Raw genomic sequence first — 24,413 nt, forward strand, 5'->3', positions numbered from 1 at the left:
TGATGATCCCGCACTACCTGGTCGCCTCGCGCGAGCTGTCTCCGTTCCCATCGGCCCGGATGGAGCGCGGCAAGATGGTGGGCTCACAATTGCTGCGGTGACCCACGGCCGGGTGGGTTCCCTGGTCGAGAAACCGAGCCGCGTGGTGATATCCCTGGCTGAATTCGACAGAGCAGGAGTTAGGCCTCCAACACCAGGAACAGGAAGGCCAGGAACCTCGGATCCTCGCGGTCCTGGAAGAACTCGGGGAACAGCTCCATCGCTTCCGGGGCAGGTGCCGGTTCCTCGACGCGGGTGATGCGGAATCCGCTGTCGAAGAATGTCTGGAACATCGTAGACAAGGACCGATCCCAGAATGTGAGGTCTGCGGTCTGCCCGGCCATATCGGTCACCTTGCGTCGGCGCGTGGCGAAGTAGTTGGTGGTTTCCCCGGCCTGACGTTGCGTGAACCATATGACCAGCGGGTGCTCCACCGAGAGGATCAAGCGGCCTCCGGGCTTGAGCACGCGGCGCATCTCCGCCAGCGGGGAGGGCCAGTCTTCGAGGTAGTGCAGCGCGAGGGAGCAGACGATGTCGTCGAATGTGTTGTCGCCGAATGGAAGAGGGGCAGCCAAGTCCCCGACGTGTAGCTCTGCGGCGCCGCCAACTCGGTCGGCGGCGATGTCGATCAGGGCCTGACTGCCGTCGATTCCGACCGCAGTCGCTCCGCCTTCGATGAGGTCGACGAGCGTGGGACCGGAGCCGCACCCAGCGTCCAGTACATGCCTGCCCGTCACGTCGCCGAGCAGGTTCCGGATCGCAGGCCGGTTGTAGTACTCGTTGAGGAGGCTCGTCGCGTTCTCCTCGGCGTAGGCCTTGGCGATCGAGTCGTATGCGGCCGCGCCGCCGGAGTCGGTTCGCTGCGTTGTTGTCCCCACGTGCCCGACGCTAACACGGCAGTAGCGGATGCGCCTGAACGCTCTCCGTTCACGTGCAAAATCTGAGTTCCTTTGCGCGCCAAATCATCACCGCCCCGCTCAACTACGGCAGCCCTCGAACATCCGCTTCTGCCGCTGAGCGAAGCGGTCACGCAACGGGCGCCGACAAGGCGCGCTCATGTCGATGAGAGTGCGTATCACCGGGCGTCGAGCAGCGCGTGCGCAAGCGTCCGGAGGGGTGCTACCAGTGCGAGGGCCCGCCGGGCCGGCTTGATGTGCCAGGACCCGATCCCTTGGGCGCGATACTGTCGTCTCACAGTTCCCCGGTATTGAAACACCAAGAGAATCAACAAATCTGACAATCCTTGGTCAGCCGGCGCGCGGCTCGGCTATCGAGCTCAACGACCGAAAGGGCGGTAGTGCCCGTTCCGCTCAGGGCTATTCGCGCTCGTCCGTTATCGCACGGTGAATTCGACGGGGAAACTGATCGAGCTGTCACCACCATTCCGGCAGTCGTCCGCATCGATCTTCAGCCAGACCTGATCGGCGTTCACCGCGACCGGCGCGATGTCGTCGACCTGGTTCTCGTCGGTATCTTCACCCGCACCGCTGCTGCGCTGGTACGCGTTGTCGTTCTCATCGACGAGCGACGCCGTCACACAGAGAACCGAGGATCGCCCTTTTTTGGGGTTTCCCATGGTGAGGACGTTCGCGCCGACCGTCTCCCCGGGTTTGACCTCGAAGCGGTAGTAGTTGGCCTCGCCGCTGATGATGGTGTCGGTGTGGCGTAGGCCGACGGTGCCGGTGGCGGCGTCGCGTGGGACCGGCGCCCCCTCGATCGGCGGCTGCGTCACTTTCGGGGTATTCGCCTGTCGCGTCGGGGTATCCACGGTGAACTCGACCCGGAACTTCCATTCGCCGCGACCGGCGCCGCGGCAGCTGCTCGCGGCGATGGAAAGCCACACCTCCGCGGCATTGATGATCTTCGGTGCGACGCTGTCGACCTGGGAGTTGTAGGCGTTGTCGCCGCCGCCGGGGCCGGAGGAGATCGATCCGCCCCCGGCGTCGACCAACGAGGCGGTCAAGCACAGCAGAACGCTCGATGGGGCGTCGGGCTCTGCCGCGGTGTATACCGTCGCGCCGATCCGGCTGCCAGGAGGAACGGGAAACCGATAGTAGTGCCGGTCGCCCATTTGGATCGTGTCGACGTAGCGCGTCCCCAGTGTGCCGGTGTTCGCCTCGCGCTGGGTGAATTTGCCTGCCAGCGGCTGTCCTTGCGCGCGGAAGGCGCGCATCTGCCGGGTCGCGATATCGATCAGGGTGCGATCGAGCCCGTCCGTGACGTCGTGGAATTCGCCGCCGGTGGTCGTGGCGATGCACGAAAGCTGGTCCCTCGCGATTTTGTTGTCGCTCAATGCGAAACCGACAGTGTGTACCGTCACGTCGAAGCCTTCTCGCTTCAGGTCCCGCACGGTCTCGCACGGGTCCGGCGGTGCGCAGGTGTCCTCCCCGTCGGTGACCAGGATGATGCTCCGCGGTCCGTCTTTGGGCAGATCGCTCGCGGCTTCGCGTAGCGAGTAGCCGATCGGCGTGAAACCGGTCGCCTGATATCCATCGATCGCCGACAGCATCGACTGGCGGTCCAGCGGTGCGACCGGTGCGATCAAAGTCGTGTCACGGCAACCTCGTTCGCGATCGGTATTGGGAACCTTGTCGCCGAACACTCGTAACCCGGCACGCGCATCCTCCGGCAGGTCACCGACCAGCTGCCGCAGCGCGTTCTTCGCCGCGTCCAACCGCGTTCCGCCCGTCGGGAGCGACTCGTTCATCGACCCGGATGAGTCCATCACGATCAGCAGCGATCCTGGAGTCGGCTCCGCCCGCGGCGACGGGCTGGGTTCGGCCGAGGTCACACTGGCCGACGGCGACCCCGGCTGCGTACTGGGCGGGGTGTCCGTCCCGCATCCGACCAGGCTCGCGACCGCGGCGACCGTGGTCAGCGCAGCGACCAACCGGTGCCACCGGTATCTCTCCGCATCGCGTGCCTTCATGGTGGTCCTTTGTTCGCAGAGCCGAGCCGGCTACTCATGGCCAGCAGAACTATAAGTGCCACAGCATAATTGAGGATGCCTCGTAGTTCCACAGCATACTCCGCCCGCCCGGAACGGAGGTGACGAGACGAGGCGGCACCCCGTGCGGGCTCAGCGCAACTCCGGGTTGGGGCCGTTTGTGGATCCGGCGAGCGCGTATGGACATTGTGGGGGCTTGAAAGTATGCACTCCTGCCTGCTCACTTCCGTGCGCAGGCAGGAGAGCGTCACCCTCTCATCTGGGGTTTTCGAGGAGCAGACAGCGAGGAAGGTGGGTTATTGATCGGAGCGGGATGGGACTGGACCGACACCGACTTGGCAAACGATGACGTCTACTCCGCCGCGATCTATCTGATCCGATCACCCGTGGCACAGGCACTAGCCGGTGAGGACGGGAGTGACCTTGCAGAGCAGTCCTGACGACGCACTGTATTGCCGCGATCCGCGCGAGTTCGAGGACCGCGGCGCGGGCCGACGAACGCACTGATTCGGCCCCAACCGAAATTCGTGCTTCCGGCCGGGGAATTCCGTTTCCGGACTCAGTGATGCTTGGCACCCGGCCGTGGCCGGGTTTTCGTCGCGGGCTGCGGGTCCGGCGGACGAGAGCGTCCGGCAAGGGCGGCGGACCAGAGGATGACGGCGAAAATCGTGTACAGCACGGCGCAGGGCAGCCAGCCCCAGCCTGCCGCGGCCGCGCGCACGAGGCAGTAGATCGTCAGCCCAGGCAGGAGCGCGCACGGTGCGAGCACCACCAGCATTCCGGCGCCGACCAGGCCCCACGCCCCGCGGCCACCGATGGTGTCGAACGCGTGGCGATCGACGCCCGCGATCGCGTCCAGCCGGGACTGGAGGTGCTCCAGCCGGCGCTGATTGAGGGTCGCCGCTTTGCTCATCACCACAGCCAAGGTCACGAGCACCCAGATCGGTAGCGGCACGAGAGCCACTCGGAAACCCTGGAACGTCAGGGGGTGGTTGGCTATCGCGGTGATCATGACGCCGGTGAAGGCGAAGACGATGGTGTACACGGCCACCACCCCGGCCTGCACGGCGCTGTCCCGTTGCATTGCCGCTGCGTAGAGCGCCGTGAGGGCGGACAGGCGCGCCGCTTGGTCCCCCTGAAGCCGTGCCTCATCCACCGTTGTATTGAATCCGAGCCCTGACGGGCAGGCAAGGGCCGAACGGGGCGGCCATCTAAGCTCGTCGATCCCCAATGTCGGTGTGCCTGGTTAGCATTTGTGTCGTGTCGAGCACTTTGACTGTGTACCTTCTGAATCTGGCAGATCTAACAGCCGTAGTCGGCTCCGCGGACGAGAAGCTCCTCGACCAGATCCTTACCAGCGAGCCAGAAGTTCTCTTGCTGGGCTTCGAGCGAGACGATCAGGACGATCATGTCGAGCGGAACAAGGAAGCGCTGCGAAAGATACTCGCGGGCGGCCCGTTCGAGGAGGAGCACGCTGCGCATTACGGTGAAGCGCTGCAGCTGATTTGCGAAGAACTCGCTGGTCCGGGATATAGCGGTGTGGAGTTCGAGATGTGGGACGAGGGACTGCCCTCCGTTATCGAAACACTGGCCAGCAGCATGGACAACGAGGATCCATTTCCGAACGCACCGGCCTTGGCCGAGAGTCTCAGTGTCTCCGAAGACAACGGGTGGGGACATCTGAGCGCGGAGGAGTGCATCGAAATCCTGGGCCATGGTTTGGAGCAAAGACTTGCGGAGGACCCCGACTATCTCGACGGTTACGGCGAGCCCATCCTGGTTTGGCTGCGTGAATCGCGAACAAGCGGCAAGGATCTCATCGGTTTCTGGAACGCGTGACGGTCACCGCGCACGCCCGGCGCGAACGCACTCACATGCCGCTTACAAGGTCGTTCGAACCAGCCATCGGGTCGGCTGACACCGTGTCGGTGCCGGCAGTTCGGGCGGGGGCTGCTCTTGTACAGGTTCGGAACCCGATGCGGCGGGAGTGCCGAAGTAGACCAGGTCGTAGACGTACGAGCGATTTCCCTTGAAGCTCACCCAGACTCCTTCGGGCGGAGATTCTCCCCACCCGGCATCATCGAACGGACGACTCGATATCGCGCCCTCCGCCGTGCGCACTGCCCATCCGAAATCGGGGAGGCGCAGACACCGGACGTCGAGGTCGACTCGCTTGTACGACGGGAAGCCGTGTGCGTCTTCGTCTCGGACGAACTCGTAGGTCAGCCCGTCCAGTCGCCGCACGAAACGTATGCCCTGCATCAAGTCATCTTTGACGGCGGGATTTGCCGAGATCAATCGGATATCGGTGGCAGAGCGGGCGCGAACGTACCCAACTGCCGCGAGCCGAGGGTTTCGAACTGGCACCGCACGCCGCCGGATAACGCACCATCATGCCGATTTCAGGGCGACCCGAACTGACATGTGTGCGCGATGCTCTTGACTCCGAGGACACAGATCGGTTGTCACGCTGTGGTTTCCGGCGCTCTGCGTGCCTTGTCGGAGACCGCTGTTACGTTGAAGCGAGGATCTCGTTTCAACTCTGAAGAGGGGCACATGTTCGACGCACGGCTCGCTGAGTTTTCCCGCGAGCGGTTGGATGGCCGACCGGTACCCGACGATCTGCGACTGCTGCTGGTGGCTCAGTGGGAAGGTCGCACCGATTTCGGCGACCTTCTCGACCTCGACTTCTTCGAGGCGGGAGAAGCCAACCCACTCCTGGATACCAGCTATATGCGCGAAGAGGATCTCGCCCACCCGGAGACGCAGGCCGACAACGCCGGAGCCGCCGAGTTGGCCCGGTACCTCAAGCTCGTGGCGAAAGGGGACAAGGGATGGGTCGGGTACTGGCTCCACCCCGACGAGCCCGTAAACCAGGGCTGGCGCGTCATAATGCTGGACACCGAATTCACTTTTTGGAGATTGGCCGGCTTCAGCCTGGCCGAGGGAGTTGCTGCCGCGCAGGCGCGTTTCCAGGACGAGCCTGACGAGCGAATCGCGTTCACGCGGCTGGCCATCGAGCTCGCCGAACTCGGCCTGCCGCTGAGTACCCAGGACTTCGACGCCCTGGACGACAGCGGGTTTGCGGTGGACCCGGAGGAAGTCCTGGAGGAACTGGTCGAAGCTGAACGCGAGAAACGCGGTCTGGTTTAAGTGGCGGCCTCGATGCCACTGCTGCTGACCGTGGCTTTCATCGAGATCGATTCGGACAGCTACGAGAACCGCAGAGTCGGATTCTTCACCAACGCCCCACACCACCGGCGAACGCACTGAAATGCCGCGGAGCGCTCGACTGTGTGGCTGGGCCTCGTACCGCCGCGAACGCATGCAAAGGCCGCATATCGTGTGCTCGCCCGACGGCGGTGGCCTCCGAAACAACAACGAAAGGCATCCGACGACCGAGTTTGTGGGGGTGGAGGAACCCGCGCAGACGCTGGTGCGTCTAATTGATCGAAGACCTACGCGATGAGGGTGAGGCGAGAGAACCATATGACGATGCCATCGCAGGAATCTTTCGAGGTTGTGCCCGAGCACGTCTCCGACGCCGGCCGCTACGTGCAGGCGGTCGCGCAGGAGCTGGTGTCCGGTCTGCGCTCGGCCGATAGCGAGGTCGCGGGGTTGATGTCGACATGGACCGGCGGTGCGGCCACTGCGTACCTCGCGGGATGGGAGGAAACCCGCCTGGGCGCGATCCAGACCTTGGAAGCATTGTCGGAAATGGCCGAACTGCTGGGTGTGGTCAGCGAAACCCTCACCGCCGCTGATCAATCCAACGCTGGCCAATTCGGTTCTTTAAGCCTTCCGCCGGTGAGCTGAACACGAACCGGCACCCACGACAGCGAAGAGGGAAAGATATGCGGTATCAGGTCGATCTCACCCACCTGGACGAGGTGACGGCCAGGATCACGACCCTGCACGGGTTCCTGGTCGATTCTCTGCGGGAGGTCGATGAACGTATCGCGACGGTGCAACAGAGCTGGAACGGCGAGGCGGCCGATAAACAGGCCCAGGCACACCAGCAGTGGGTCAAGGCGGCGCAGTCGGTGCAGGAGGGGATCGAAACCATGCGCTCGGCCGCGGCAACCGCGCGCACCGCCTACACCGAAGCGTCGGCGGCGAATCTGCGAATGCTGGGCCGAGGTAGCGGGGCGTGACCACCGGGGTCGACGTCGACGTCGACGTGTACTACAGCGGAGCCAAGGCCCTGCTCGACTGGTCGAGAGCGTGGTGGTCGGCGATCGACAAATCCTTGTCGGCCCTGTCGGGGTTCGGCGACATGGCCGGCACCCACTCCGACGGGGAGATATGGGCCAGCTCATACGACCAGCGCATCATCGATACGTTGCAACTGGTGTCCTCCACCGCCACAGCCGTGCACAACTACGGCGCCATCCTGGCCGAGATGGGCTACAACCACGCCATCGCCGAGCACGCCGCGACCCTCAACGCTGGCGCGGCACCGGAGAAACCCTCTGTGCCGCAACTGGCGGTATCGCACTGCCTACTACCCCCGCCTGCGGCCGGTGGCCCCGGTCAGGGCCTGGTCGATTCCGGGATCGGGTTGCTCGAACAGCTCAACATCATCGTCCCGGACGGGGACCGCGACAAACTCGACGGCGCCCGCGACGCGTGGACCAAGATCGCCTCGCTGGAGGCCACGACAAACTTCCCAGTGGCGATCGAGGCCGTCGCGCGCGCGTTCGAGGCCTGTTCCACACCCGAGAGCTCCTCCATCGATGAGGATCTGCGCGCGCTGAAGGCTTCGGCGGAGGCAATCACCAAGACGTTCGAAGATCTGGCAGCCTCGTGCCAGGATCATCGTGACGCCCTCGATGACCTACGCGCCAAGCTCGTTTCCCAGCTCACCGGCATGGCTCAAGCGTTCGCCACGGAGATGGCGATCAACGCGGCGATCTCGATCGCCAGCTCCTGGGTGACCTTCGGGGTCAGTGTCGCCGCCGGAGTGGCCGGTGCGGCGTTGATCGTGAAGCGGTACTCGAAACCGATCCTGGAGATGATCGACGCGTGGCGGTCGAGCCGGAACCTGAACAAAGGGGTGCGCAGCACCCAAGACTTCTCCAAGCACAAATCCGAGATGCAGCGGATCGAGGAACTATCCAAGACCCGGACACGGCCCTCGTCGTGGAATCAGCTGACCGATATCGACCAGGAGATCCTGCGGCGCGGCGCCTCCGACGCCCAGGGCAAGAGCCTGAGCGGGATGCTGCGTCGAGGCGAGAACCTCACTCCGCAGCAGCAGCGTGATGTCGATGCCCTGAACCAGGCGATGAACAAACTTCCCACCCACGAAGGCCCGCTGGTGCGCCACACGCGCCGCACCCCGGAGGAACTGGCCCGCTACGAGCCGGACAAACCGGTCCAAGAACTCGGGTTCACCTCCGCATCCAGGAACCCGGCAGGGTCGAACGATCTGCTGGTCGAGTCATCGAACGTCGAGTTCCAGCTGATCTCGAAGACCGGAAAGGACATGAGCCAGTACGGCACCCCGGACGAAGTGCTGTTCCACTCCGGAACGAACTTCTTCGTCCACAGCAAGACCATCGATCCGGTGACGGGCCGGACCGTGATCAAAATGGCAGAAATCTAGGAGGAACCATGCCAGAAAAATTTGGTGGCCAGATCTTCTACAGCGACGACGAAGCAAAAAAGCTCGGTCTGATCCCCTCGTCAGAAGAAATCGCCAACGCCGAGCGGATGTTCGAGCAGTTCGGGGCCGCGCGTAGCGCCGCTGGCCCGGCTCCTGAAGGCACTACCCCCGGGTTCGGGGGGAAGTTCTCCGACGACCACGAGGGCACGGAGTTCGAGGGCTGGACCTACCAAGCGGGACAGTGGTACGACCAGGACGGGCAGCTGGTGCGATACAACGAGGACGGCACCCGGGCGTGAGGTTCGCTGCGGGTCGTTCCCCTGTCGAACAAGCGTTTACGCGCCCGCCGGGTGCAGAGCAACGCCGCCGGCGCGGCGGTCGTCGACCTCACCGAAGCCGCCGAGTAGCCCTTCGCTCAGCCTCAGCCCCGACCGCAATCGGTCGGGGCTGAAGTCTTTTGGTCTCCCGGGTCCGGTGGGCATCGTGGAGTATGGGTACTTCATCCGATATCGACGTCGCCTTCGCTGGTGACGATCTCGTGTTGCGGCTGGCCTGCGCGGCCTATCTCGGCCGGTTCACCGGAAGCTCCCGGATCCACTGCGGATCGGACCTACGCCTGTACTTCCAATGGTGCGCCGAACACCAACTCCTACCGCTGCTGGTGGCCCGAGCCGAGGTCGAACGGTATGTGCGATGGATGCAGGAGATCCGCCGTTTCAAACCCTCCACCGTCGCCCGCCGCGCCGCGGTCCTCTCAGGCTTCTACCGCACCTGCGTGATCGACGGAGTAATCGACCACTCACCGGCCGAGTACGTCCGCCGACCCCGAGTACCGAACGAGTCACCGACACTGGGACTTTCACATCTCCAGTTCGAAGCCCTGCTCACCGCGGCACGCGACTCGACCAACCCGTTCGACTTCGCGCTGACAACGACGCTCGGACTGCTCGGGTTACGGATCTTCGAGGCATGCAAGTCCGACGTCGACGATGTCGGGGAGGAACACGGCCACCGCGTCCTGCGGGTCATCGGCAAGGGCTCCAAACTCGCGTTGATTCCGCTCCCGCCGGCGGTCGGGCGAGCGATCGACCGCGCCGCTGGCGACCGTGCCCGGGGACCGCTCCTGCTCAACACCCAAGGGCGCCGAATGGATCGCCACTGCGCCACGAGACGATTGCGGCACCTGGCCAAGCAGTCACCGATGCGCCTGCCACACATGCACCCGCACATGCTGCGCCATACCTTCGTCACGACCATGCTCGATGCCGGAGTCGACCTACGCGATGTTCAAATCGCAGCCCGGCACGCTGACCCGCGGACCACGAGGCGCTACGACCGTGCCCGCACCAACCTCGACCGCCACCCGAACTACGTCCTGGCCGCCTACATGGCCTCGGGCACATGAAGACTCAACACACGCACATGCCGATGAGCGAGAAGCGGTTTACCGTACGAACTCAGATCAGTTCGAGGTCGATGCCGTCCTCCGATTCGTTCCCACCCGGACCATGTCTCTGGACGACCTCCACCAGGAGGTCGAAGAGTGTCTGCCCTTCCTGACGCCGGGCAGCCTCGATTTCCGCCCTGACACGCTCACGGTTCGTCGGATGGCAGCGTTGAAGGACACCTTCCAGGTACATGACCGTCTCGGACCAGCCCAGCGCCTGACGTGACCTGTCGGAATGTAGCCATCGAAGAACGAAACCGCTCTCCGGAGTGCCGAAACCACCCCGGAGGATGTCATTGAACGCATCGAGGTTCTTGTTCCATGTCCAGTCGTTGAGCAGCGCCGAAAACGCCCGAGCGAACCCGTCGTAGTCATTGAAGAGCGAGCCATCAATGACGAGAACCGGCTTTTCGCCATCGAGCGTATTCACTCGACCAGTATCCCAATCCCGCCGCCGTGAGCGCTGCTGCAGTACGTCCGCATCTGCCGCTGTTCGCGCTGAGCGAGCCGGCCACTAAGTGGTGGCCGGCGGGCCAGAGTCGCTGTGTTCAGAACATCCGGATCTGCCGAATGGCGGATGTCAATCCTGGGACCGTGTGACCGGGGTCAGCGTCGTGTCAGGTGTGTGTCAGCTCGGTGTCAGCCAGCCCGACGAACGTGTGTACGTCGACCCGGCGATCAGCGCCAGGTCGGTTCCAGGCACTGCCACAACCGATTTCGACACACACCGATGATGCGAGGTAAGACAGATGGGCAGAATCATCCATTTCATCAACCAGTCGCTGGACGGCTTTATCGAGGGGCCGAACGGCGAGTTCGACTGGCCGATCATGGATCCCGAACTGAGCGAATACAGCCGTGCAGCCAGCGCGGAGGCGGACGAATTCCTGTACGGGAGGGTTGTTTGGGACATGATGTCGTCGTACTGGCCCAAGGCTGCGGAGATTTCTGATCATCCGCACGATTTGGAGTACGCGCCGATATGGGTGGCCAAGCCGAAAGTCGTCATGTCACGGTCGCTGCGTTCGGCCGACTGGAACACCCGCGTGGTGAACAGTCCGGACGAACTCGCGGCGATCAAGAACGAGGAGGACAAGACGCTGATCATCTTCGGTGGCTCGGACATGGCGTCGAACCTCACCCGGCTCGGCCTGATCGATGAGTACCGGATCCTCGTCCACCCAGTCCTGCTCGGAGGCGGCAAGCCGGTCTTCACCGACGTGAAACTGCGCCAGGCATTGCGTCTGGTCGAATCACGCACATTCGACAACCAGGTTGTGATGTTGCGGCACGAACTCGCTGAAACCACCGCACTGAACATGGATCGCTGAAGGTCCTGGTCCCGCATCTGATCCGACTGCAGGTCGATGGTGCACGCGTGCCAGAACAGTGACCGGCGCTCGGACACAGCTGGCCGCGTGCCCGGCTGCGGCACCCCATGCCACGGGGTGCTCAGTTGCCATGACCAGACGGCCGACCCGCTTCACCAAATGCCCTGTAGTCCCGCTGACCACGCTGACCGAACCGGCCAGCGCTTGGCGATCAAAGATCAACTGGCCGTGGCCATCCGGGGCAGACTGAACGCACCATCATGCCGATGAGCGGTCGTGTTGAGGCGGGGGTACGGATGGAGGCCGGAGCTTTAACGAGTCCGCATCCGCGGGCAAAGTGGGGGAACGGTCTGCTTAATCGCCTTGTCGCGCGGCCTTGCGGTTTGTTTGTAGAAATTCTGGCGGCGCGGACGGACAATGATGAATCATAGAGCTAGCCAGTCGATTTCACTGCATCGGCTCTGCATCACTCTTGCCCTAGCCCCCGGCGAGCCATCTCGATCACACCCCACGAGCCCGGAGGCGACAGTGACAACGACCGCACCTCCCCCCACCAATAACTCGGTATCCCCGGATTCCGGGCCACCGGAGCCGCCTACCCGTGTCGAAGGATGGATCACCGCCGAGCTCGAGCATGTGCTGCAGCGAGCGGTGGACATCGCGAACTCGGCCGGGAACCGGCAGCTACGAGTCGAACACGTGATGCTGGCGGCACTCGAGGATCGCACCTCCTCGGCTCGCGCCGGCTGGCACGCCACGTTGACCGTGACCCAGTGGCAGAAGGCATTGCTGGATGCGTTGCCTGCCCGCCATGTGGAACGTGATCAACCCCAGCAAGTGACCGACATCTTCTGCTGGCGCTCCTCACGCAACTAAGAGGCGCGACTACCCGGCGCCCACGGTAGCCGGGGTTCGGCGTGCCTGCACACGCCACGCCGTGAGGGTTCGCTGGATGGTTACCCTGAGCGTCAGGTCGGCTCGGGCGACGCGGTGCTCGATCCGGTTCCTACCTTCCACTCAAGACCCCGGTGGATTCTGTCGCTCAAATTCCGCACGACGAGGCAGCCCAGCCGACTCCTCGCCGGTGCTTGGCGTGTGGAAACACTTTGATGGTGAAGGAGATTGGTGATGATGCTGAAAAAGAGCCTGGCCGGGGTCGCGGTGTTCAAGGCTGCCGCCAGCGGGCCGGACGGTAACTGTGTGGCATTCGGGGCTCTGCCCGATGGGTCGATCGCGGTATTCAACACTCGCGACGACGATGCCGCCCCCGTGCTGGTCTTCACTGCCGCGGAGTGGGATGCCTTCCTCGAAGGAGCCCGCACGGCTCGTTTCGTTCCGCTGTAACCGTTGCGGAGGTTTGATTCCGGGTGGCTCGGCATGCTCCGCGGCCCACTGACCGGGTGCTGGTCGCTGGCGTTGTCCACCTGCCAGCGGCCAGCATCCCCAGTGCGCAAAAACGCACGCAAATGCCGCTGTGCGCGCTGAGAGAACCGGCCAAGCTGCGGCCGGCTGAGTGGCACTGTTCTGCCGATTATGCGATGTTTTGGTGGCGTCTCCTGCGGGACGAGGCGGTGGCATCGGAGTCGCTTACCAGTGCGGGTTGAACCCCGGACCCACGATGCCGCGGCCTGATGACGGGTGGAATACCCCTGCCTCGGAACAGGTCAGGAGTCACTACCTATTGAGGCTCTGAGAACGCGGCCGGTATATGGGTGCAAACGAGGGTCTTTCCCTTGGCGTCAGTGAACTTGAGTCGCAGAGTGGTCTTTGTTGTGGGATAGGTAGGCGAAACATAAAAGTTGGTGTGGTAGGTGTAATCGGTGCCCGGACGCAGCGGGCAGCCGAGCACCGAACACACATTCGGATCAGTGTGGGGCAGCGAGACTGTCTTTCCGTCGGTGAGTGCCTCCACGGATGCTTGGATCTTCCTCGCCTTCTCGGCGGCGTGGAAGCCGATCTCCAGGTGGATATCTGCACCCTTCCGCATCTCGCATTCGCTGGCCTCGGGCGCACAGCTCGAGACCGAGACCGAACGGATGGGCCAGGACTCGGTATCAGGGCATGCGTTGTGCGGGGCAGCGTGGGCGGCCGATGCGACGACCAGCGCGGCGGTGAACCACGCCGAGGTGCCGATGAAAGCGCGACGGAGCGAAATGCCGGTATGTGAGGTTCGGGCCATCAGACGATTCTTGTAGCTCGTGGTCTGAGCCTGCGGATGCCGGGCCACAGGTGCAAGCCCCTGAACAGGGCACATACTGCCTGGTTTGCTCGCTGGTCCGCTCATGAGGGCGAAGCCGCCATCACCCGGCAGGCGGTGGCCGAATGCACGCTACTGCCACGACCCGCGCGTTCGGAAGCGGCCTGAGCGGGTGGGCGGAAGATCAACGAGCCGAGTGACTTACGAGACCGCGTTCGCACACGAGATCAGGTTTGCTCTGGGAACATCTTGTACGACAAAGGTTTCCATCACAGAAGAGGTTGATCCATGTCCGAGCTTGCTGATGACGATGCCGTAGCTCGATGCCATCCGGGCACTTTCAAGTTGCTGGCCCCGTCCGGGACCAGTCGTGACTTTCTGCAATGCGTGAACGGATCGTGGGTCAAGAGGAGTTGCGGGCCAGGGACTATGGCGTACCACAATCCGGCCAACGGTGAGATTTACTGCGACTTTCCGCGCAGTAGCGACGACGACTGAGGTCATCGGCTCATAATGAGCTCGGTCCGGCTGGTGAGCCTCTTGGGTGCTGTTATCAGCCCCCGAGCGGCACATCCGCTCATGCCGCAGAGCGCGCGATCGTGAGAGCCGCAGTGCCGGCCGACGAAACGCACTGACCTGCCGAATGTGGGTGCACTGTGCCGTTCGGTGAGTCGGCCTTGCGGAGCCGGGTGTACGGACTTGGCGGGGTTACCTCGACGTACTCGATGACACGTGTGATTCTCAGGGGATGAAGGACTTCGGGGTGGGATTTTTGGTAGGCGCAGTCCCAATACTGGTGGTGCTGGCGGGCATCGGCATCCAATTCGGTGGTCCGCTCGCGGTGCTGACGGGCAGGCGCATGGTCGCATTGGTCGGGCACCGTGCGATCCGCGCCGGCTATTGGCTCTGGTTGGGAGTTCTCGGTGCCGCGCCTGTCGTGAGCTGGACCCTCGGAGTCGGCGCCGTCGCGGCAGCGATATGGCACGGCAGAGTGGCTTTCGGTGCAGGTATGTTGACGCCGCTCGTCCTCGCGGTCGCGCTGTTTCCGTGGCTGCTGGCGGTCTATCTTTTCTTGTGGACCGCAGATCCCGCCCCGGATTCCTGATAATCGGGGAACAGCGCAGGCAGCCGCGCCAAGCGGGCGTTTCGGTTGCGGCCATCCCTGGACAAGCGTCTTTCTGCCGAGATGGGACTCCAAGCCCGACTAGTGCATCAGGGGCCGTTCGCTCGTCGGACCGAGCCGCAGAACGTCTATCTATCAGCGTAAGACATTCTGCGCATCCGCCGATGTGCGGAGGAAACTCAGTCACCCAGAATCAGGCGGGAGGCGCTCTGGATGATTTCGGTGCGAGTGCCCGTTCGATGGTCGGCGGCAATGAGGTAGTCGGCGATCATCAAGGAGAAGGCGAGCATGCTGCGGGCCTCGACGTCGCGCGGGTCGCTGTGCAGCGTTCCGATGAGTTCGCGTAGATAGTCCATCCGGCTGTTGTCGACGCGCTCGAGCCGGGTTGCGACGGCGGGTTCGCGGCGGGCCCATTCCCGAACGGCCATATCGATGGGCAGTAGCTCCTTCGAGAGGGTCAACCTGCCCGCCTTGCGGACTTTGCTCTTGGCGTCGCCGCCCTCGTTGTCGAGGCGCTGTAGGACCTCGTCGATGCTGCGATGCTCCCAGGTGTCGAGGACGGCATCGAGCAACTCCTGCCGGCCGGCGAACTGCCGATAGAACCCGCCCCTGGTGACGCCTAGGTCCGCGGCAAGGGTTTCGACGCGGATCGCCTCCGGCCCGGAGACGGACAATATCGCCAAGGCGGCATCGATCCATGCCTGACGGGGAGTGCGCACCGGAGGGGCCATCGGGCAGTCAACCAATCAGTTGTGGGGGCTATTGATTACATCATCTCAGATAGATACAGTACTGTCCTGTATCTATTGGAGAACCGGCGGCCGGTCGCCGAAGAGCACGATCGATGGGATGACATATGACGCGCCTCAAAGCGAGTGAGAAGTACGCCGAGGCTGAGCAGTCGAGCGTCGACGCCGTGGACGTCGACACCGAAATGCTTGCCTTCAGCACATTGGCCGACATCGGTCACAGCGACGCACACCTGTTGCGCACCGACCGCTCCGCCGATCATTCGGCAGAGCAATGGGCTCGGGCAATCCTGGAGGACGTGCCCGCCGAGGTGCGAGTGACGCTCGAGCGGGCCTGGAAGGTCATCGCACTGAGCTTGGCCCCGGTCGGCGCCGCGCACACCATCGCGGGGTGGTCGATCGCGCACACCGGCCCTGATTACGTCCTGTTGCAGGCGGAGTCCACCTTCGATTTCGAAGGGCAATTGCTCTTCCGCCGCAGCGAAAAGGGTGTTCTGCTGGCGACTTTCGTCCAGTTTCACGACCCGGCTGCGCGAGCGGTATGGGATCGATCGCTGCCGTCACACCTGCGGTTCGTGCGTTCGCTGCTCGAGGCTCGGGTCGGACCAGGCCCGCGGTGACATGCGGCAAGCACTGCCCCGGGACTCGGGCACGCCGAGTCCTACGCCCGAACTTCATGCAACAAAGGAGAACACCATGAACACCGATGTAGTCGTGATCGGCGGCGGATACGCAGGCGTGATGGCCGCCAACCGCCTGAGCCGGCGTGACAACGTCAGCGTGACACTGATCAACCCGCGCGCCACCTTCGTCGAGCGGATCCGCTTGCACCAGTTGGTAGTCGGCAATGACGACGCGGTCGTCGGTTATGCCGATGTCCTGGCGCCGAGTGTGCGCCTCGTTGTTGACATGGTCATCGAGATCGACCCCGACAACCGGCGCTTGACCTTGGCGGCGCACCGCACCGTGAACTACGACTATCTGATCTACGCGGTAGGCAGCGGCAGCGCCGACTCGCAGGTACCAGGAGCAGCCGAGTTCGCTTACCCGATCGCCACCATCGAAGAGGCGCAGCGCCTTCGGACGATTCTCGACGCCACCCCGGCGACAGCGGCGGTCACCGTCGTCGGGTCGGGCCCGACCGGCATCGAAGCCGCTGCCGAACTGGCCGAGGCGGGCCGCACCGTGACCCTGATCTGCGGCGACCTGCTCGGGCCCTACTTGCACCCGAAGGGCCGCCGCGCGGTGGTCAAGCGGATGACCAAACTCGGTGTGACCATGGTGGAGGGCCCCGCGGCGAAGGTGACCTCGGTGACTCACGACGCGGTGCACCTCGCCGACGGCACCTCGCTGCCGAGCGCGCTGACCATCTGGTCCGTGGGCTTCGGAGTGCCCGACCTGGCTACCCGCAGCGGACTGCGCACCGACTCGCTGGGCCGCCTGCTCACCGACGAGACCCTGACCAGCATCGACGATCAACGCATTCTTGCCGCGGGCGACTCGGTCGCCCCATCGAACCTGCCCTTTCGAATGAGCTGCCAGGCCGCGGGCCCGTTGGGAGCGCACGCCGCCGACACCATCCTCAGCCGGATGGCCGAGGAAGAACCGGCACCGATCAACCTCGGCTTCGCCGGCCAGTGCATCAGCCTGGGCCGCCACGCCGGGATCTTCCAGTTCGCCGACAAGGACGACACAGCGAAGAAGCTGTACCTCGGTGGACGCCCTGGAGCGAAGCTTAAGGAATTCATCTGCAAGCACACCGTCAAAGCGCTGACGGACGAGGCGCGCAAGCCGGGTTCGTACTCTTGGGCCAAGGATGACAAGCGCGCAGTGACGCTGCAAGGTCGTCCAGGTAAGTCGCTGACCACCCGCTGACACCAGCGTCACGGAACGCGGGCAACGTCCGTTATCGAAGTTGATGACGCTGGTGGGACTGATCCGGCGCTGTAGTCGCGCATTCCGGCAGTGCCGGGTCAGCCGCTCGCTCTCATTGGCCCACAGAATTTTCGAGGCCACCGATGCGGCTCATCGTTTGGCGGGTCGCCATCCGCTTGACTACCGGGCCCCGCCCACGAGCGTTGGAACCGGATCCGTTCCGCGGCGGCGGCATGCTCGATCAACGGGATCGGCGCCGTCAGCGACGCGACGTGTCGGATAGCCCGCGCACGGTCTCGATAAGCGCCGCGCGGTTGCGAGCATGCTTTCCGAGGTCGCTTGCTCGATGCCGATGGTGTTTCCGAAGCTACCCATGGTGTTTCACTCTGATTCGTTCGGCCGAAGTAGAGGATAGTTGCCGCGCGCGGCTCCGCTACCGGCGGATTCGCCTGCGCGCGGTCCGGAACGCGGAAGATCCCGATGACTGGGATATGCCGTACTCGATTCGGGCAGATAGCTGCTTTTGTGAGACGCGACACTCCAACTTCCGGTTCTTCGGCATACCTGAAGTGGCGTTCACACGATGAAAGGCATTCCCACCCATGCGAATCCGATCTCTTCGACTGTCCATTGCGGTAATGGCGACCGCGGTCGCGGCCACAACCGCTACCGCGGGCGTCGCGTCCGCTGAAATCGGCTCCGGCAGTGCCGGCAGCGGTTCCGGCGGCAGCGGCGAAATGGTCGTCACCCTGGTGCGCCATGCCGAGTCCCTCGGAAACACCTCCGGCCTGATCGACACCAAGGTGCCCGGACCCGATCTGACCGCGCGCGGCCGCACACAGGCGGATAATCTGGCCGTCCAGCTGGCCGACAAGAAGTTCGACTGCGCCTTCGCGTCCAACATGGTGCGTACCGAGCAGACTGCGGCACCGACCGTCGCCAAGCGCAACCTGAGCCTCGACATTCAGCCCGGTTTCCGGGAGATCGAGGCAGGCGAGTACGAGGGCACCCCGGAGGCCCAGGCGATGTCGGGATACCTGAAGGCACCGATCAAGTGGCTTTCCGGCGACCTGAGCGCACGGATTCCAGGCTCCATCGATGGCAACGAGTTCGACGGCCGCGTTGATCAGGCCCTGGTCGATGTGCAGCGCCGCAACTGCAGCAACCCGGTGGTCTTCTCGCACGCCGCCACCATCATGTTCTGGTCGATGATGAACGCCGACAACGCCGACCCGAGCAAACTCAGCGCCGATCCGCTACGCAACGGCGGCCGCGTCGTCCTCAAGGGCAGCCCGCAGAAGGGCTGGACGATTGTCGAGTGGGTCGGCCACCCGGACCTGGGCTGATTCACCCTTCCGCGCCCCGGATGCCGCCGACACTGTCGATGGCACCGGGGCGCAGTTGCGTCTTCTCGTGCCCGCTCGCGATACCGACGACGTATGGATCGGTGCCCGCGAAGTACCACCATCTGCACTCGCTGGAATTCCTCGGTGATCGCCTCATTCAGTGGTGGTGACAGAGGCCCCTGGCCCAGGCGCGTAGATCACGACTCTTGGTGGATGAAGTGTTCGGCGAATCGTGACAGTTCGTCGTGTTGTTCGTCCGGATCCGGTGCCGTGGCGCTGACGACGACGCGGGTAACACCTTGTGCGGCAAAGGCTTCGAGCCGCTCGTCGGTCATGTCGATTCCGCTCCATCGAGTGTATTCGAGGCTATCGGGGTTTCGGCCGGCGTCCTCGGCGGTCGCGCGTGCCAGTTTCCACTGCACCGCGCGTTCCTGCGGGACCAATGCGCCGCCCGCGAAATATCCGTCACCACGCAACCCGGTGCGGCGGGCGGCCGCAGGACTGGATCCGCCGATGTGGATGGGCAGTGTGGTGTCCTGGTAGGGCTTGGGAAATTGCACGAGGTTGTCGAAGGCGAAGAATTCGCCCTGGAAACTGACGCCTTCCTCGTTACCGGACCACAGCAGACGCAGCACGTCGATCGCTTCGTCGGCACGTCGTCCGCGCGTGCGGTAATCGACTCCCGCCGCCGCGGCTTCCTCGGGAAGGTTGCCCAATCCTATTGTCAGCAACCGCATCCGGCCCTTCGATAGCACATCGATGGTCGCCAACTGCTTGGCCAGGACCACCGGATGCCGGTACGGCAACAACAGCACCCCGGTACCGAGTAGCAGCCGTTCGGTAGCGGCGGCGACGTAGGAGAGGGTGTCGAGCGGGTCGAGGAACGGCAGCGTGGGTGGTACCTCGAAGTTGTGCAGCTTCGCGCCGGGGTAGAGAACAAGGTGCTCGGGAAGGTAGAGGCCCTCGAATCCGCACGCCTCCGCGTGGCGCGCGTAGGCGATGATCCGGTCGGGGTCACCACCGAAGTGGGCACTGCTGTAGCTGACTGCGAACTTCATATCCCGGTCCTTCCGGCGGACTGCTCCGGCCGCCGCTGCGCGCGATGGGTTCCGGGGTGGTCAACCTGGGACCGGAGCGCGAAATTCCCGCGCCGGGGGTGGGGGAGTGCATCCAATCGCTGGCTCGGGTGGGAGTTAGTCGTCCGCAGCGCAATAGAACACGGACGAGCGCGTCGCAATTGCCCAGCACGACAGTGGGTCTGGACCTTCTGGCAGATGTATTCGGTGTCGGGTTGATCGCGGGTGATGGTGGGCGGTAGCCTACCGGCCGGGGGATTCGGACAGTCGGCACGAGATGCGGAAAGCCGTCTTCGCCCGCCATTTCAACTGTCACACGGGGGGTTTCGAATGTCTCAGATCGATGCGGCGCGGGCGGGCGTGCAGTCGCCCTACGCGAACCAGCCGGCGGTTCGGCGCTTGACCCGCCGTGCCGGAGCCGCCGGAATCGCTTTGGGTATCGCGCTTTTGGCCTGTTCGGCCGGACTGGTGGTGTCCGGGCTGGTCAATCCCGAGTACCTGATCGTCGTCTGCGTGGTCGCGCTGTTGCCCGGGATTCCCGGCCTCAGCCTGCTCATGGCGTCGCGGCGGATTCTGCGCGGCGAGATCAACGGAACGACCAGGGCGATGACGATGTTGGTCGCCACGGTCGGCCTCGTCCTGCTGGGGGCGGTGGGCGCCATCATCGAAGGGCCGTGGCCCGCGAAGATTGTGATGGTCGTTCTCGCCATCGGCACTTTCACCACCGCGACCTTCGTCAGCCGTGCCGATCGAGCGTTGAAGGGCCAATAGGGGAGGGCTTGGTGGTCCTGTGCGCCAGGGGGCGCGATGACAACCGTCGATGAGCGTTGGGGTTTCGTCCGCGAGATCTTGGATCGGGGACGAAAATCAACCGGGCACTTCGCGATCGCGTCGGTGGACAGCGATGGCGTTCCGAACATCACGCCGGTGGGGACGGTCTTCTTCCGGGAAGACTGCACGGGGTTCTATTTCGACCAGTACACATCGGCGCTGGCACGCAATCTCGATGCGAACCCGGCTGTGTGTCTGATGTCGGTCGATCGCGGGCCGCTGTTCTGGTTCCGTTCACTACTGGTGGGCCGCTTCACCGCGGCGCCAAGTGTGCGGCTGTACGGCCGAGCGGGGCTCCGCCGGCGGGCGACCGAGGCGGAACTGGAACAGGTGCGGCGGCGGGTTCGCCCGCTGCGGTCACTCGAGGGCGGCAGGCTGCTGTGGTCGGAATTCACGCATGTCCGCGACATCGCCTTCAGTAGTGCCAGACTGGTGCGCTATCCGGTCATGATGTCGCATCTGCCACAAGAGGACTCGGTGTCACTGGTCGAGCCCGGCATTGTCGGCCTACCCGGGGTCAGCGACCCCGCGAACCCCGGCTGAGTCTGGTTCGCCACCTTCTTGACAGTCCTGACTAGGTACCCTGCTCGACCCGTCCGGTGTCGTCGTTCCCTGGTCGGATCGGTCGACCGCGCGGGCCGAGGCGCTGACGCTAGGCATTGCATCGGCCAATTCCCCGCTCTGCAGGGGGCCGGTCGCGACGTCACCAGGGCTTTACGGGCGATCCGCTCAGCAGTGTCGTCCGGATGTCCGGCCACGGCGGTCGGCGCAGAAGCGCACCCGTCACGAAGGCCGCGGCCAGCAGCCCGGTAACCGTCCCCACCGTCGCCGCGATCAGACCGGTCCGTGCCTGGATCAACCCGATCCGATCCTCGGCCGCCTTCCATGTCACCTGGCCGCCGTGCACGACGAATATCCCGACCGGCCGCGCTGCGGTATCGCTGAAGGCCGACACCGTAATGATCGTGGACCCCTCCGGCGTTTGGGACGGTTCGCCGTAGACCAGTGCGGTATCCAGCGTCTTCTGCTCAGACCGTTCGCGTAACGTCACAGCATCCCCTCGGTGTTATCGACTGTTTCCCAACAACTTACGCCGTGATTGGCAGTGCCCCGTGCTGCGAAACGGCTCTCGACACCTACGTGTCCTACCCGATCGGGGTGGCATCTGAAGCGTTGCTCGTCGGCTGATCGTGAACGCACTGCCGATTACGTGGTGTCGAGGGAGGCCCTGGCCTGTGACGGTGACTCGGTATCCGCCGGGATGGCCGCGTCGAGCAACGACGGCAAGGTGCTCTTCGGTGTTTCCTTCGGGTACGAGATCGTCTCGGCGCCGGTCAATCGTGCCAGAGTTGCCCGCGCGAACCTCTGCGAGACAACCAGATTCCACAGTTAGGCGCTCGGGCAGTCTGGGGTGGGTGCCCGCCCGAACCCGCACCGATCGTCGCGGTTCAGCTATTGCATCATCTGGATGTGCGGGTGTTCGGCCAGACTCTGATGATTTGAGCGTTGGCGTCGGAGACGCAGATCCGGGTCGGGCCGTCTTGTGCGGGACCCCACGCGGGTTGGCGGCTTGGTCCTCGCACGGGATCCAGTGGTGAACGTTGGAGACTGGGCGCCGGCTCAGTGGCACAGCCCCATGATCCTGTCGCCGAAGTCGGGATACTCCGCGACGGCTCGTTCGATCACGGCCGCTCCCGGCTGACGCCGGTCGGGCGCGAAGCGCTCCGCGACGGCCACCAGGTGGGGGTTGGGAGCCGGGGCCCACTCCGGCCCGTACTCGGTTGCCTCGTAGGGCCCGAATCCGGCGGCGAGCAACCAGAGAAAATCGTCCAGATCGTGGGCTAGCACGGCCGTCTCGCCTTCGGAGCCGAGGAACACGATGGGCTGATCAGTGAGGGGGAGCGCCGCCCGGACCAGCCAGATCGCCGCATATCCGCCCGTGCCGTCCTGACCGAAGACGCGGAAATCGTCTCCACGCAGTTCTGCGTTGCCGGTCCACGACTGCCACCAGTCCGTGGTGTCCGCAGCGGAGAGAAAGGTTGCATAGGGCTCGAAGTCGACGCCGTTCCCGCCGTCGTAGTCGAAATCGGTGGCCAACGCGGCGGCCAGTGCGGCAGGGAGCTGTCGGTTATCGTCGAGCGTCACCCCGCTCACGTTAATCCAGCAGTCCGACATCGTATTTCATCGAGCGAATCGTTCGGGCACTGGATCTTTCGCGCAGGACTGTCGGTGCCGTCGATTACCGTCCGGCCATGCGCAACAGAATCGCTGGGTTCACCTACGACCGGGTGCCGGCCGGTGCTGTCAGCCTCAACGTCGCCATGGCCGGTTCCGGCACCCCGGTCGTACTCTTGCACGGCTTCCCGCAAACACACCTGGCCTGGCGGCACGTCGCCACCGATCTCGCCAGAGATCATCAGGTGATCTGCCCCGATCTGCGCGGCTACGGCGACAGCGACAAGCCGGCCGATGACCCGAATGGTGACACCTACTCCAAACGCACGATGGCGGCCGACATCGTCGAACTCATGCGATCACTCGGCCACAGTCGATTCGCCCTTGCTGGACACGATCGAGGTGGATTGGTCGCGTTTCGTGCCGGGCTGGACCATCCACAGGCAATCAGCCATCTCGCAATCCTCGATGTGCTTCCGGCGGCGGAACTCTGGGCCGCGCTGCACGGGACCGCCGGCATTTTCGCGTTCCACCTCTACCTGCTCGCGCAACCGAACGATCTGGCCGAGCGCTTGATCCAAGCCGACCCCGATCTGTTCTTCGGGCACTTCCTCGACGGCTGGACGAAGATGCCCGACGCGATTCCCGCCGACATCCGCACCGCGTACCTCGCCGCCGCCCGCGACCCCGCCGCCATCCATGCCGTCTGTGCCGACTACCGGGCAAGCGCATTCATCGACAATGTCCACGATGAATCCGATCGCCGATCCGGTCGCCGTCTGGCTATGCCCGTGGCTGCTCTCTGGCAAGATCCGGGCGAGGTCGTTCTTCCATTCGATCCCCTGGCGATCTGGACTCGATGGGCACAGGATCTCCGCACTGCCACAGTGGCGTGCGGCCACTTCCTGCCAGAGGAGCGGCCCGAGATTGTTGTTGACGCGCTGCGTGACCTGATTGACTGACGCACGGAAATGCCGCGGAGCGCGATCCCACAGGGCAGCGGCGTCGGCCGAAGAACGCACTGATCTGCCGATTTGCGTGTCAACGACGGGCGTCGGACCAGAATGGTGACTATTACTGTAGGGCAGGTCCTGACAGCCTCGAAGCTTCACATGAACGAGCAGTGCCATTGAAATGAGAGCGGTGAAAAGCGTGGCTGGCAGCGAAGAGTTCTCACAATCGGTGCAGGACATCGAGGGTGATGTTTGGCCGGCAGTCGCCCCGGAGGACACGTACCTGGTCCGGACAGTCCACCGGATGCGGCAGGTTCCAATCGGAGAACTGGATATCGAGGGACTGCGAATCATGTTGTCGCAGAACGTTGGAACCACGGCAATACTGTCTCGAGCGCTTGATCAGCTGGAGGCGAATCCGCTTGCCGCCGGTCACTTTTATCCGGGTGACCTGTTGTGGGCGGTGCTCCGGCTGCCTGAGGAACGATGGTCAGATTCGGCCGAGGTCTTGGCTAAAGTGCGAGGCATTGCCCAGCGAGCGGATGCGATGATCGCCGAGAAGGGCGGCGCGCAAGTTCCAGAGCTGCGCGGCTTGGTCTTGAAATTCCTGTCAGACCAGTCTGAGGTCGATCCAGGTCGAACGCACTGAAATGCCGCGGAGCGCGATCCCGAGGACGGCGGCGCCGGCTGACGAACGCACTGATCTGCCGAATGCC

27 protein-coding genes are annotated in these 24,413 nt (G+C 64.1%); 18 read left to right on the forward strand and 9 right to left on the reverse strand.

Annotated features, from left to right (window positions below):
• Positions 1–179: 179 nt before the first annotated feature.
• From AB0H76_RS17565 to AB0H76_RS17575, 3 genes are all read right to left on the reverse strand, one after another.
• On the reverse strand, positions 180–917 hold the full coding sequence (locus tag AB0H76_RS17565; protein ID WP_357324366.1) for a class I SAM-dependent methyltransferase: 738 nt from the start codon (positions 915–917) through the stop codon (positions 180–182).
• A 455-nt stretch (positions 918–1,372) separates the two neighbouring features.
• Positions 1,373–2,968: a VWA domain-containing protein gene (locus AB0H76_RS17570; RefSeq protein WP_357324369.1), complete on the reverse strand. Its 1,596-nt coding sequence runs from the start codon at positions 2,966–2,968 to the stop codon at positions 1,373–1,375.
• A 577-nt stretch (positions 2,969–3,545) separates the two neighbouring features.
• Positions 3,546–4,070 (reverse strand): hypothetical protein, encoded by a 525-nt coding sequence (locus AB0H76_RS17575; RefSeq protein WP_357324371.1) that lies wholly within the window; start codon positions 4,068–4,070, stop codon positions 3,546–3,548.
• A 176-nt stretch (positions 4,071–4,246) separates the two neighbouring features.
• On the opposite strand from AB0H76_RS17575, the gene AB0H76_RS17580 reads away from it, so the two are divergent.
• The 7 genes from AB0H76_RS17580 (at position 4,247) to AB0H76_RS17610 (ending at position 9,999) form a co-directional block, all read left to right on the forward strand.
• Positions 4,247–4,825, forward strand: a complete 579-nt coding sequence (locus tag AB0H76_RS17580) for a hypothetical protein (RefSeq protein WP_357324375.1) — start codon at positions 4,247–4,249, stop codon at positions 4,823–4,825.
• 717 nt (positions 4,826–5,542) lie between these two features.
• Entirely contained in the window at positions 5,543–6,139 is a 597-nt protein-coding gene (locus AB0H76_RS17585) for a hypothetical protein (protein WP_357324379.1), read from the forward strand.
• A gap of 342 nt (positions 6,140–6,481) precedes the next feature.
• Positions 6,482–6,802: a WXG100 family type VII secretion target gene (locus AB0H76_RS17590; protein WP_357324382.1), complete on the forward strand. Its 321-nt coding sequence runs from the start codon at positions 6,482–6,484 to the stop codon at positions 6,800–6,802.
• Positions 6,803–6,840: 38 nt separating this feature from the next.
• Complete coding sequence (locus tag AB0H76_RS17595) at positions 6,841–7,140, forward strand: WXG100 family type VII secretion target (RefSeq protein WP_357324385.1); 300 nt, start codon at positions 6,841–6,843, stop codon at positions 7,138–7,140.
• Positions 7,137–8,594 carry a hypothetical protein gene (locus AB0H76_RS17600; RefSeq protein WP_357324388.1) on the forward strand — a complete coding sequence of 486 codons (1,458 nt, stop codon included), beginning with the start codon at positions 7,137–7,139 and terminating at the stop codon, positions 8,592–8,594. The genes AB0H76_RS17595 and AB0H76_RS17600 overlap by 4 nt, the downstream gene beginning before the upstream one ends.
• 8 nt (positions 8,595–8,602) lie before the next feature.
• The gene (locus AB0H76_RS17605; RefSeq protein WP_357324391.1) at positions 8,603–8,893 is read left to right on the forward strand and encodes a hypothetical protein; all 291 of its coding nucleotides are present in this window, start codon (positions 8,603–8,605) and stop codon (positions 8,891–8,893) included.
• Between the two features lie 191 nt (positions 8,894–9,084).
• The gene (locus tag AB0H76_RS17610) at positions 9,085–9,999 is read left to right on the forward strand and encodes a tyrosine-type recombinase/integrase (protein ID WP_357324394.1); all 915 of its coding nucleotides are present in this window, start codon (positions 9,085–9,087) and stop codon (positions 9,997–9,999) included.
• A 52-nt stretch (positions 10,000–10,051) separates the two neighbouring features.
• On the opposite strand, the gene AB0H76_RS17615 is transcribed toward AB0H76_RS17610, so the two are convergent.
• On the reverse strand, positions 10,052–10,471 hold the full coding sequence (locus AB0H76_RS17615; RefSeq protein WP_357324396.1) for a barstar family protein: 420 nt from the start codon (positions 10,469–10,471) through the stop codon (positions 10,052–10,054).
• 319 nt (positions 10,472–10,790) lie between these two features.
• Between AB0H76_RS17615 and AB0H76_RS17620 the strand changes: the two genes are divergently transcribed.
• From AB0H76_RS17620 to AB0H76_RS17630, 3 genes are all read left to right on the forward strand, one after another.
• A complete protein-coding gene (locus tag AB0H76_RS17620; RefSeq protein ID WP_357324399.1) occupies positions 10,791–11,372 on the forward strand; it encodes a dihydrofolate reductase family protein in 582 nt (193 codons plus the stop codon).
• A 528-nt stretch (positions 11,373–11,900) separates the two neighbouring features.
• The gene (locus tag AB0H76_RS17625; protein WP_357324402.1) at positions 11,901–12,248 is read left to right on the forward strand and encodes a Clp protease N-terminal domain-containing protein; all 348 of its coding nucleotides are present in this window, start codon (positions 11,901–11,903) and stop codon (positions 12,246–12,248) included.
• Between the two features lie 252 nt (positions 12,249–12,500).
• Positions 12,501–12,716 (forward strand): DUF397 domain-containing protein, encoded by a 216-nt coding sequence (locus AB0H76_RS17630; RefSeq protein ID WP_357324405.1) that lies wholly within the window; start codon positions 12,501–12,503, stop codon positions 12,714–12,716.
• Positions 12,717–13,050: 334 nt separating this feature from the next.
• Here the strand turns inward: AB0H76_RS17630 and AB0H76_RS17635 are convergent, their stop codons facing one another.
• Positions 13,051–13,551, reverse strand: coding sequence for an ML domain-containing protein (locus AB0H76_RS17635; protein WP_357324408.1), 501 nt, complete (start codon positions 13,549–13,551; stop codon positions 13,051–13,053).
• Positions 13,552–14,317: 766 nt separating this feature from the next.
• Here AB0H76_RS17635 and AB0H76_RS17640 point away from each other — a divergent pair.
• Positions 14,318–14,674, forward strand: a complete 357-nt coding sequence (locus tag AB0H76_RS17640) for a hypothetical protein (RefSeq protein ID WP_357324411.1) — start codon at positions 14,318–14,320, stop codon at positions 14,672–14,674.
• Positions 14,675–14,871: 197 nt separating this feature from the next.
• Here AB0H76_RS17640 and AB0H76_RS17645 read toward each other — a convergent pair whose 3' ends face one another.
• On the reverse strand, positions 14,872–15,423 hold the full coding sequence (locus AB0H76_RS17645; protein ID WP_357324414.1) for a TetR/AcrR family transcriptional regulator: 552 nt from the start codon (positions 15,421–15,423) through the stop codon (positions 14,872–14,874).
• 125 nt (positions 15,424–15,548) lie between these two features.
• On the opposite strand from AB0H76_RS17645, the gene AB0H76_RS17650 reads away from it, so the two are divergent.
• The 3 genes from AB0H76_RS17650 (at position 15,549) to AB0H76_RS17660 (ending at position 18,662) form a co-directional block, all read left to right on the forward strand.
• Positions 15,549–16,061, forward strand: a complete 513-nt coding sequence (locus AB0H76_RS17650) for a hypothetical protein (protein WP_357324417.1) — start codon at positions 15,549–15,551, stop codon at positions 16,059–16,061.
• 76 nt (positions 16,062–16,137) lie between these two features.
• Positions 16,138–17,316 (forward strand): FAD-dependent oxidoreductase, encoded by a 1,179-nt coding sequence (locus tag AB0H76_RS17655; RefSeq protein WP_357324420.1) that lies wholly within the window; start codon positions 16,138–16,140, stop codon positions 17,314–17,316.
• Positions 17,317–17,954: 638 nt separating this feature from the next.
• The gene (locus AB0H76_RS17660; protein ID WP_357324423.1) at positions 17,955–18,662 is read left to right on the forward strand and encodes a histidine phosphatase family protein; all 708 of its coding nucleotides are present in this window, start codon (positions 17,955–17,957) and stop codon (positions 18,660–18,662) included.
• 197 nt (positions 18,663–18,859) lie between these two features.
• Here AB0H76_RS17660 and AB0H76_RS17665 read toward each other — a convergent pair whose 3' ends face one another.
• Positions 18,860–19,720: a TIGR03619 family F420-dependent LLM class oxidoreductase gene (locus AB0H76_RS17665; protein ID WP_357324426.1), complete on the reverse strand. Its 861-nt coding sequence runs from the start codon at positions 19,718–19,720 to the stop codon at positions 18,860–18,862.
• A gap of 417 nt (positions 19,721–20,137) precedes the next feature.
• Here AB0H76_RS17665 and AB0H76_RS17670 point away from each other — a divergent pair, with 417 nt between their 5' ends.
• Both AB0H76_RS17670 and AB0H76_RS17675 read left to right on the forward strand, forming a co-directional pair.
• Positions 20,138–20,509: a hypothetical protein gene (locus AB0H76_RS17670; RefSeq protein ID WP_357324429.1), complete on the forward strand. Its 372-nt coding sequence runs from the start codon at positions 20,138–20,140 to the stop codon at positions 20,507–20,509.
• 36 nt (positions 20,510–20,545) lie between these two features.
• On the forward strand, positions 20,546–21,112 hold the full coding sequence (locus AB0H76_RS17675) for a pyridoxamine 5'-phosphate oxidase family protein (RefSeq protein ID WP_357324432.1): 567 nt from the start codon (positions 20,546–20,548) through the stop codon (positions 21,110–21,112).
• 160 nt (positions 21,113–21,272) lie between these two features.
• Here AB0H76_RS17675 and AB0H76_RS17680 read toward each other — a convergent pair whose 3' ends face one another.
• The gene (locus AB0H76_RS17680) at positions 21,273–21,620 is read right to left on the reverse strand and encodes a hypothetical protein (protein ID WP_357324435.1); all 348 of its coding nucleotides are present in this window, start codon (positions 21,618–21,620) and stop codon (positions 21,273–21,275) included.
• A gap of 569 nt (positions 21,621–22,189) precedes the next feature.
• Positions 22,190–22,714, reverse strand: a complete 525-nt coding sequence (locus AB0H76_RS17685) for a hypothetical protein (RefSeq protein ID WP_357324438.1) — start codon at positions 22,712–22,714, stop codon at positions 22,190–22,192.
• A gap of 107 nt (positions 22,715–22,821) precedes the next feature.
• Between AB0H76_RS17685 and AB0H76_RS17690 the strand changes: the two genes are divergently transcribed.
• Together AB0H76_RS17690 and AB0H76_RS17695 are read left to right on the forward strand one after the other, a co-directional pair.
• Complete coding sequence (locus AB0H76_RS17690; protein WP_357324441.1) at positions 22,822–23,706, forward strand: alpha/beta hydrolase; 885 nt, start codon at positions 22,822–22,824, stop codon at positions 23,704–23,706.
• 190 nt (positions 23,707–23,896) lie between these two features.
• Entirely contained in the window at positions 23,897–24,346 is a 450-nt protein-coding gene (locus AB0H76_RS17695; RefSeq protein WP_357324445.1) for a contact-dependent growth inhibition system immunity protein, read from the forward strand.
• Positions 24,347–24,413: the final 67 nt, after the last annotated feature.

It is taken from the genome of Nocardia sp. NPDC050712 (assembly GCF_040654295.1).
Taxonomy (GTDB): domain Bacteria; phylum Actinomycetota; class Actinomycetes; order Mycobacteriales; family Mycobacteriaceae; genus Nocardia.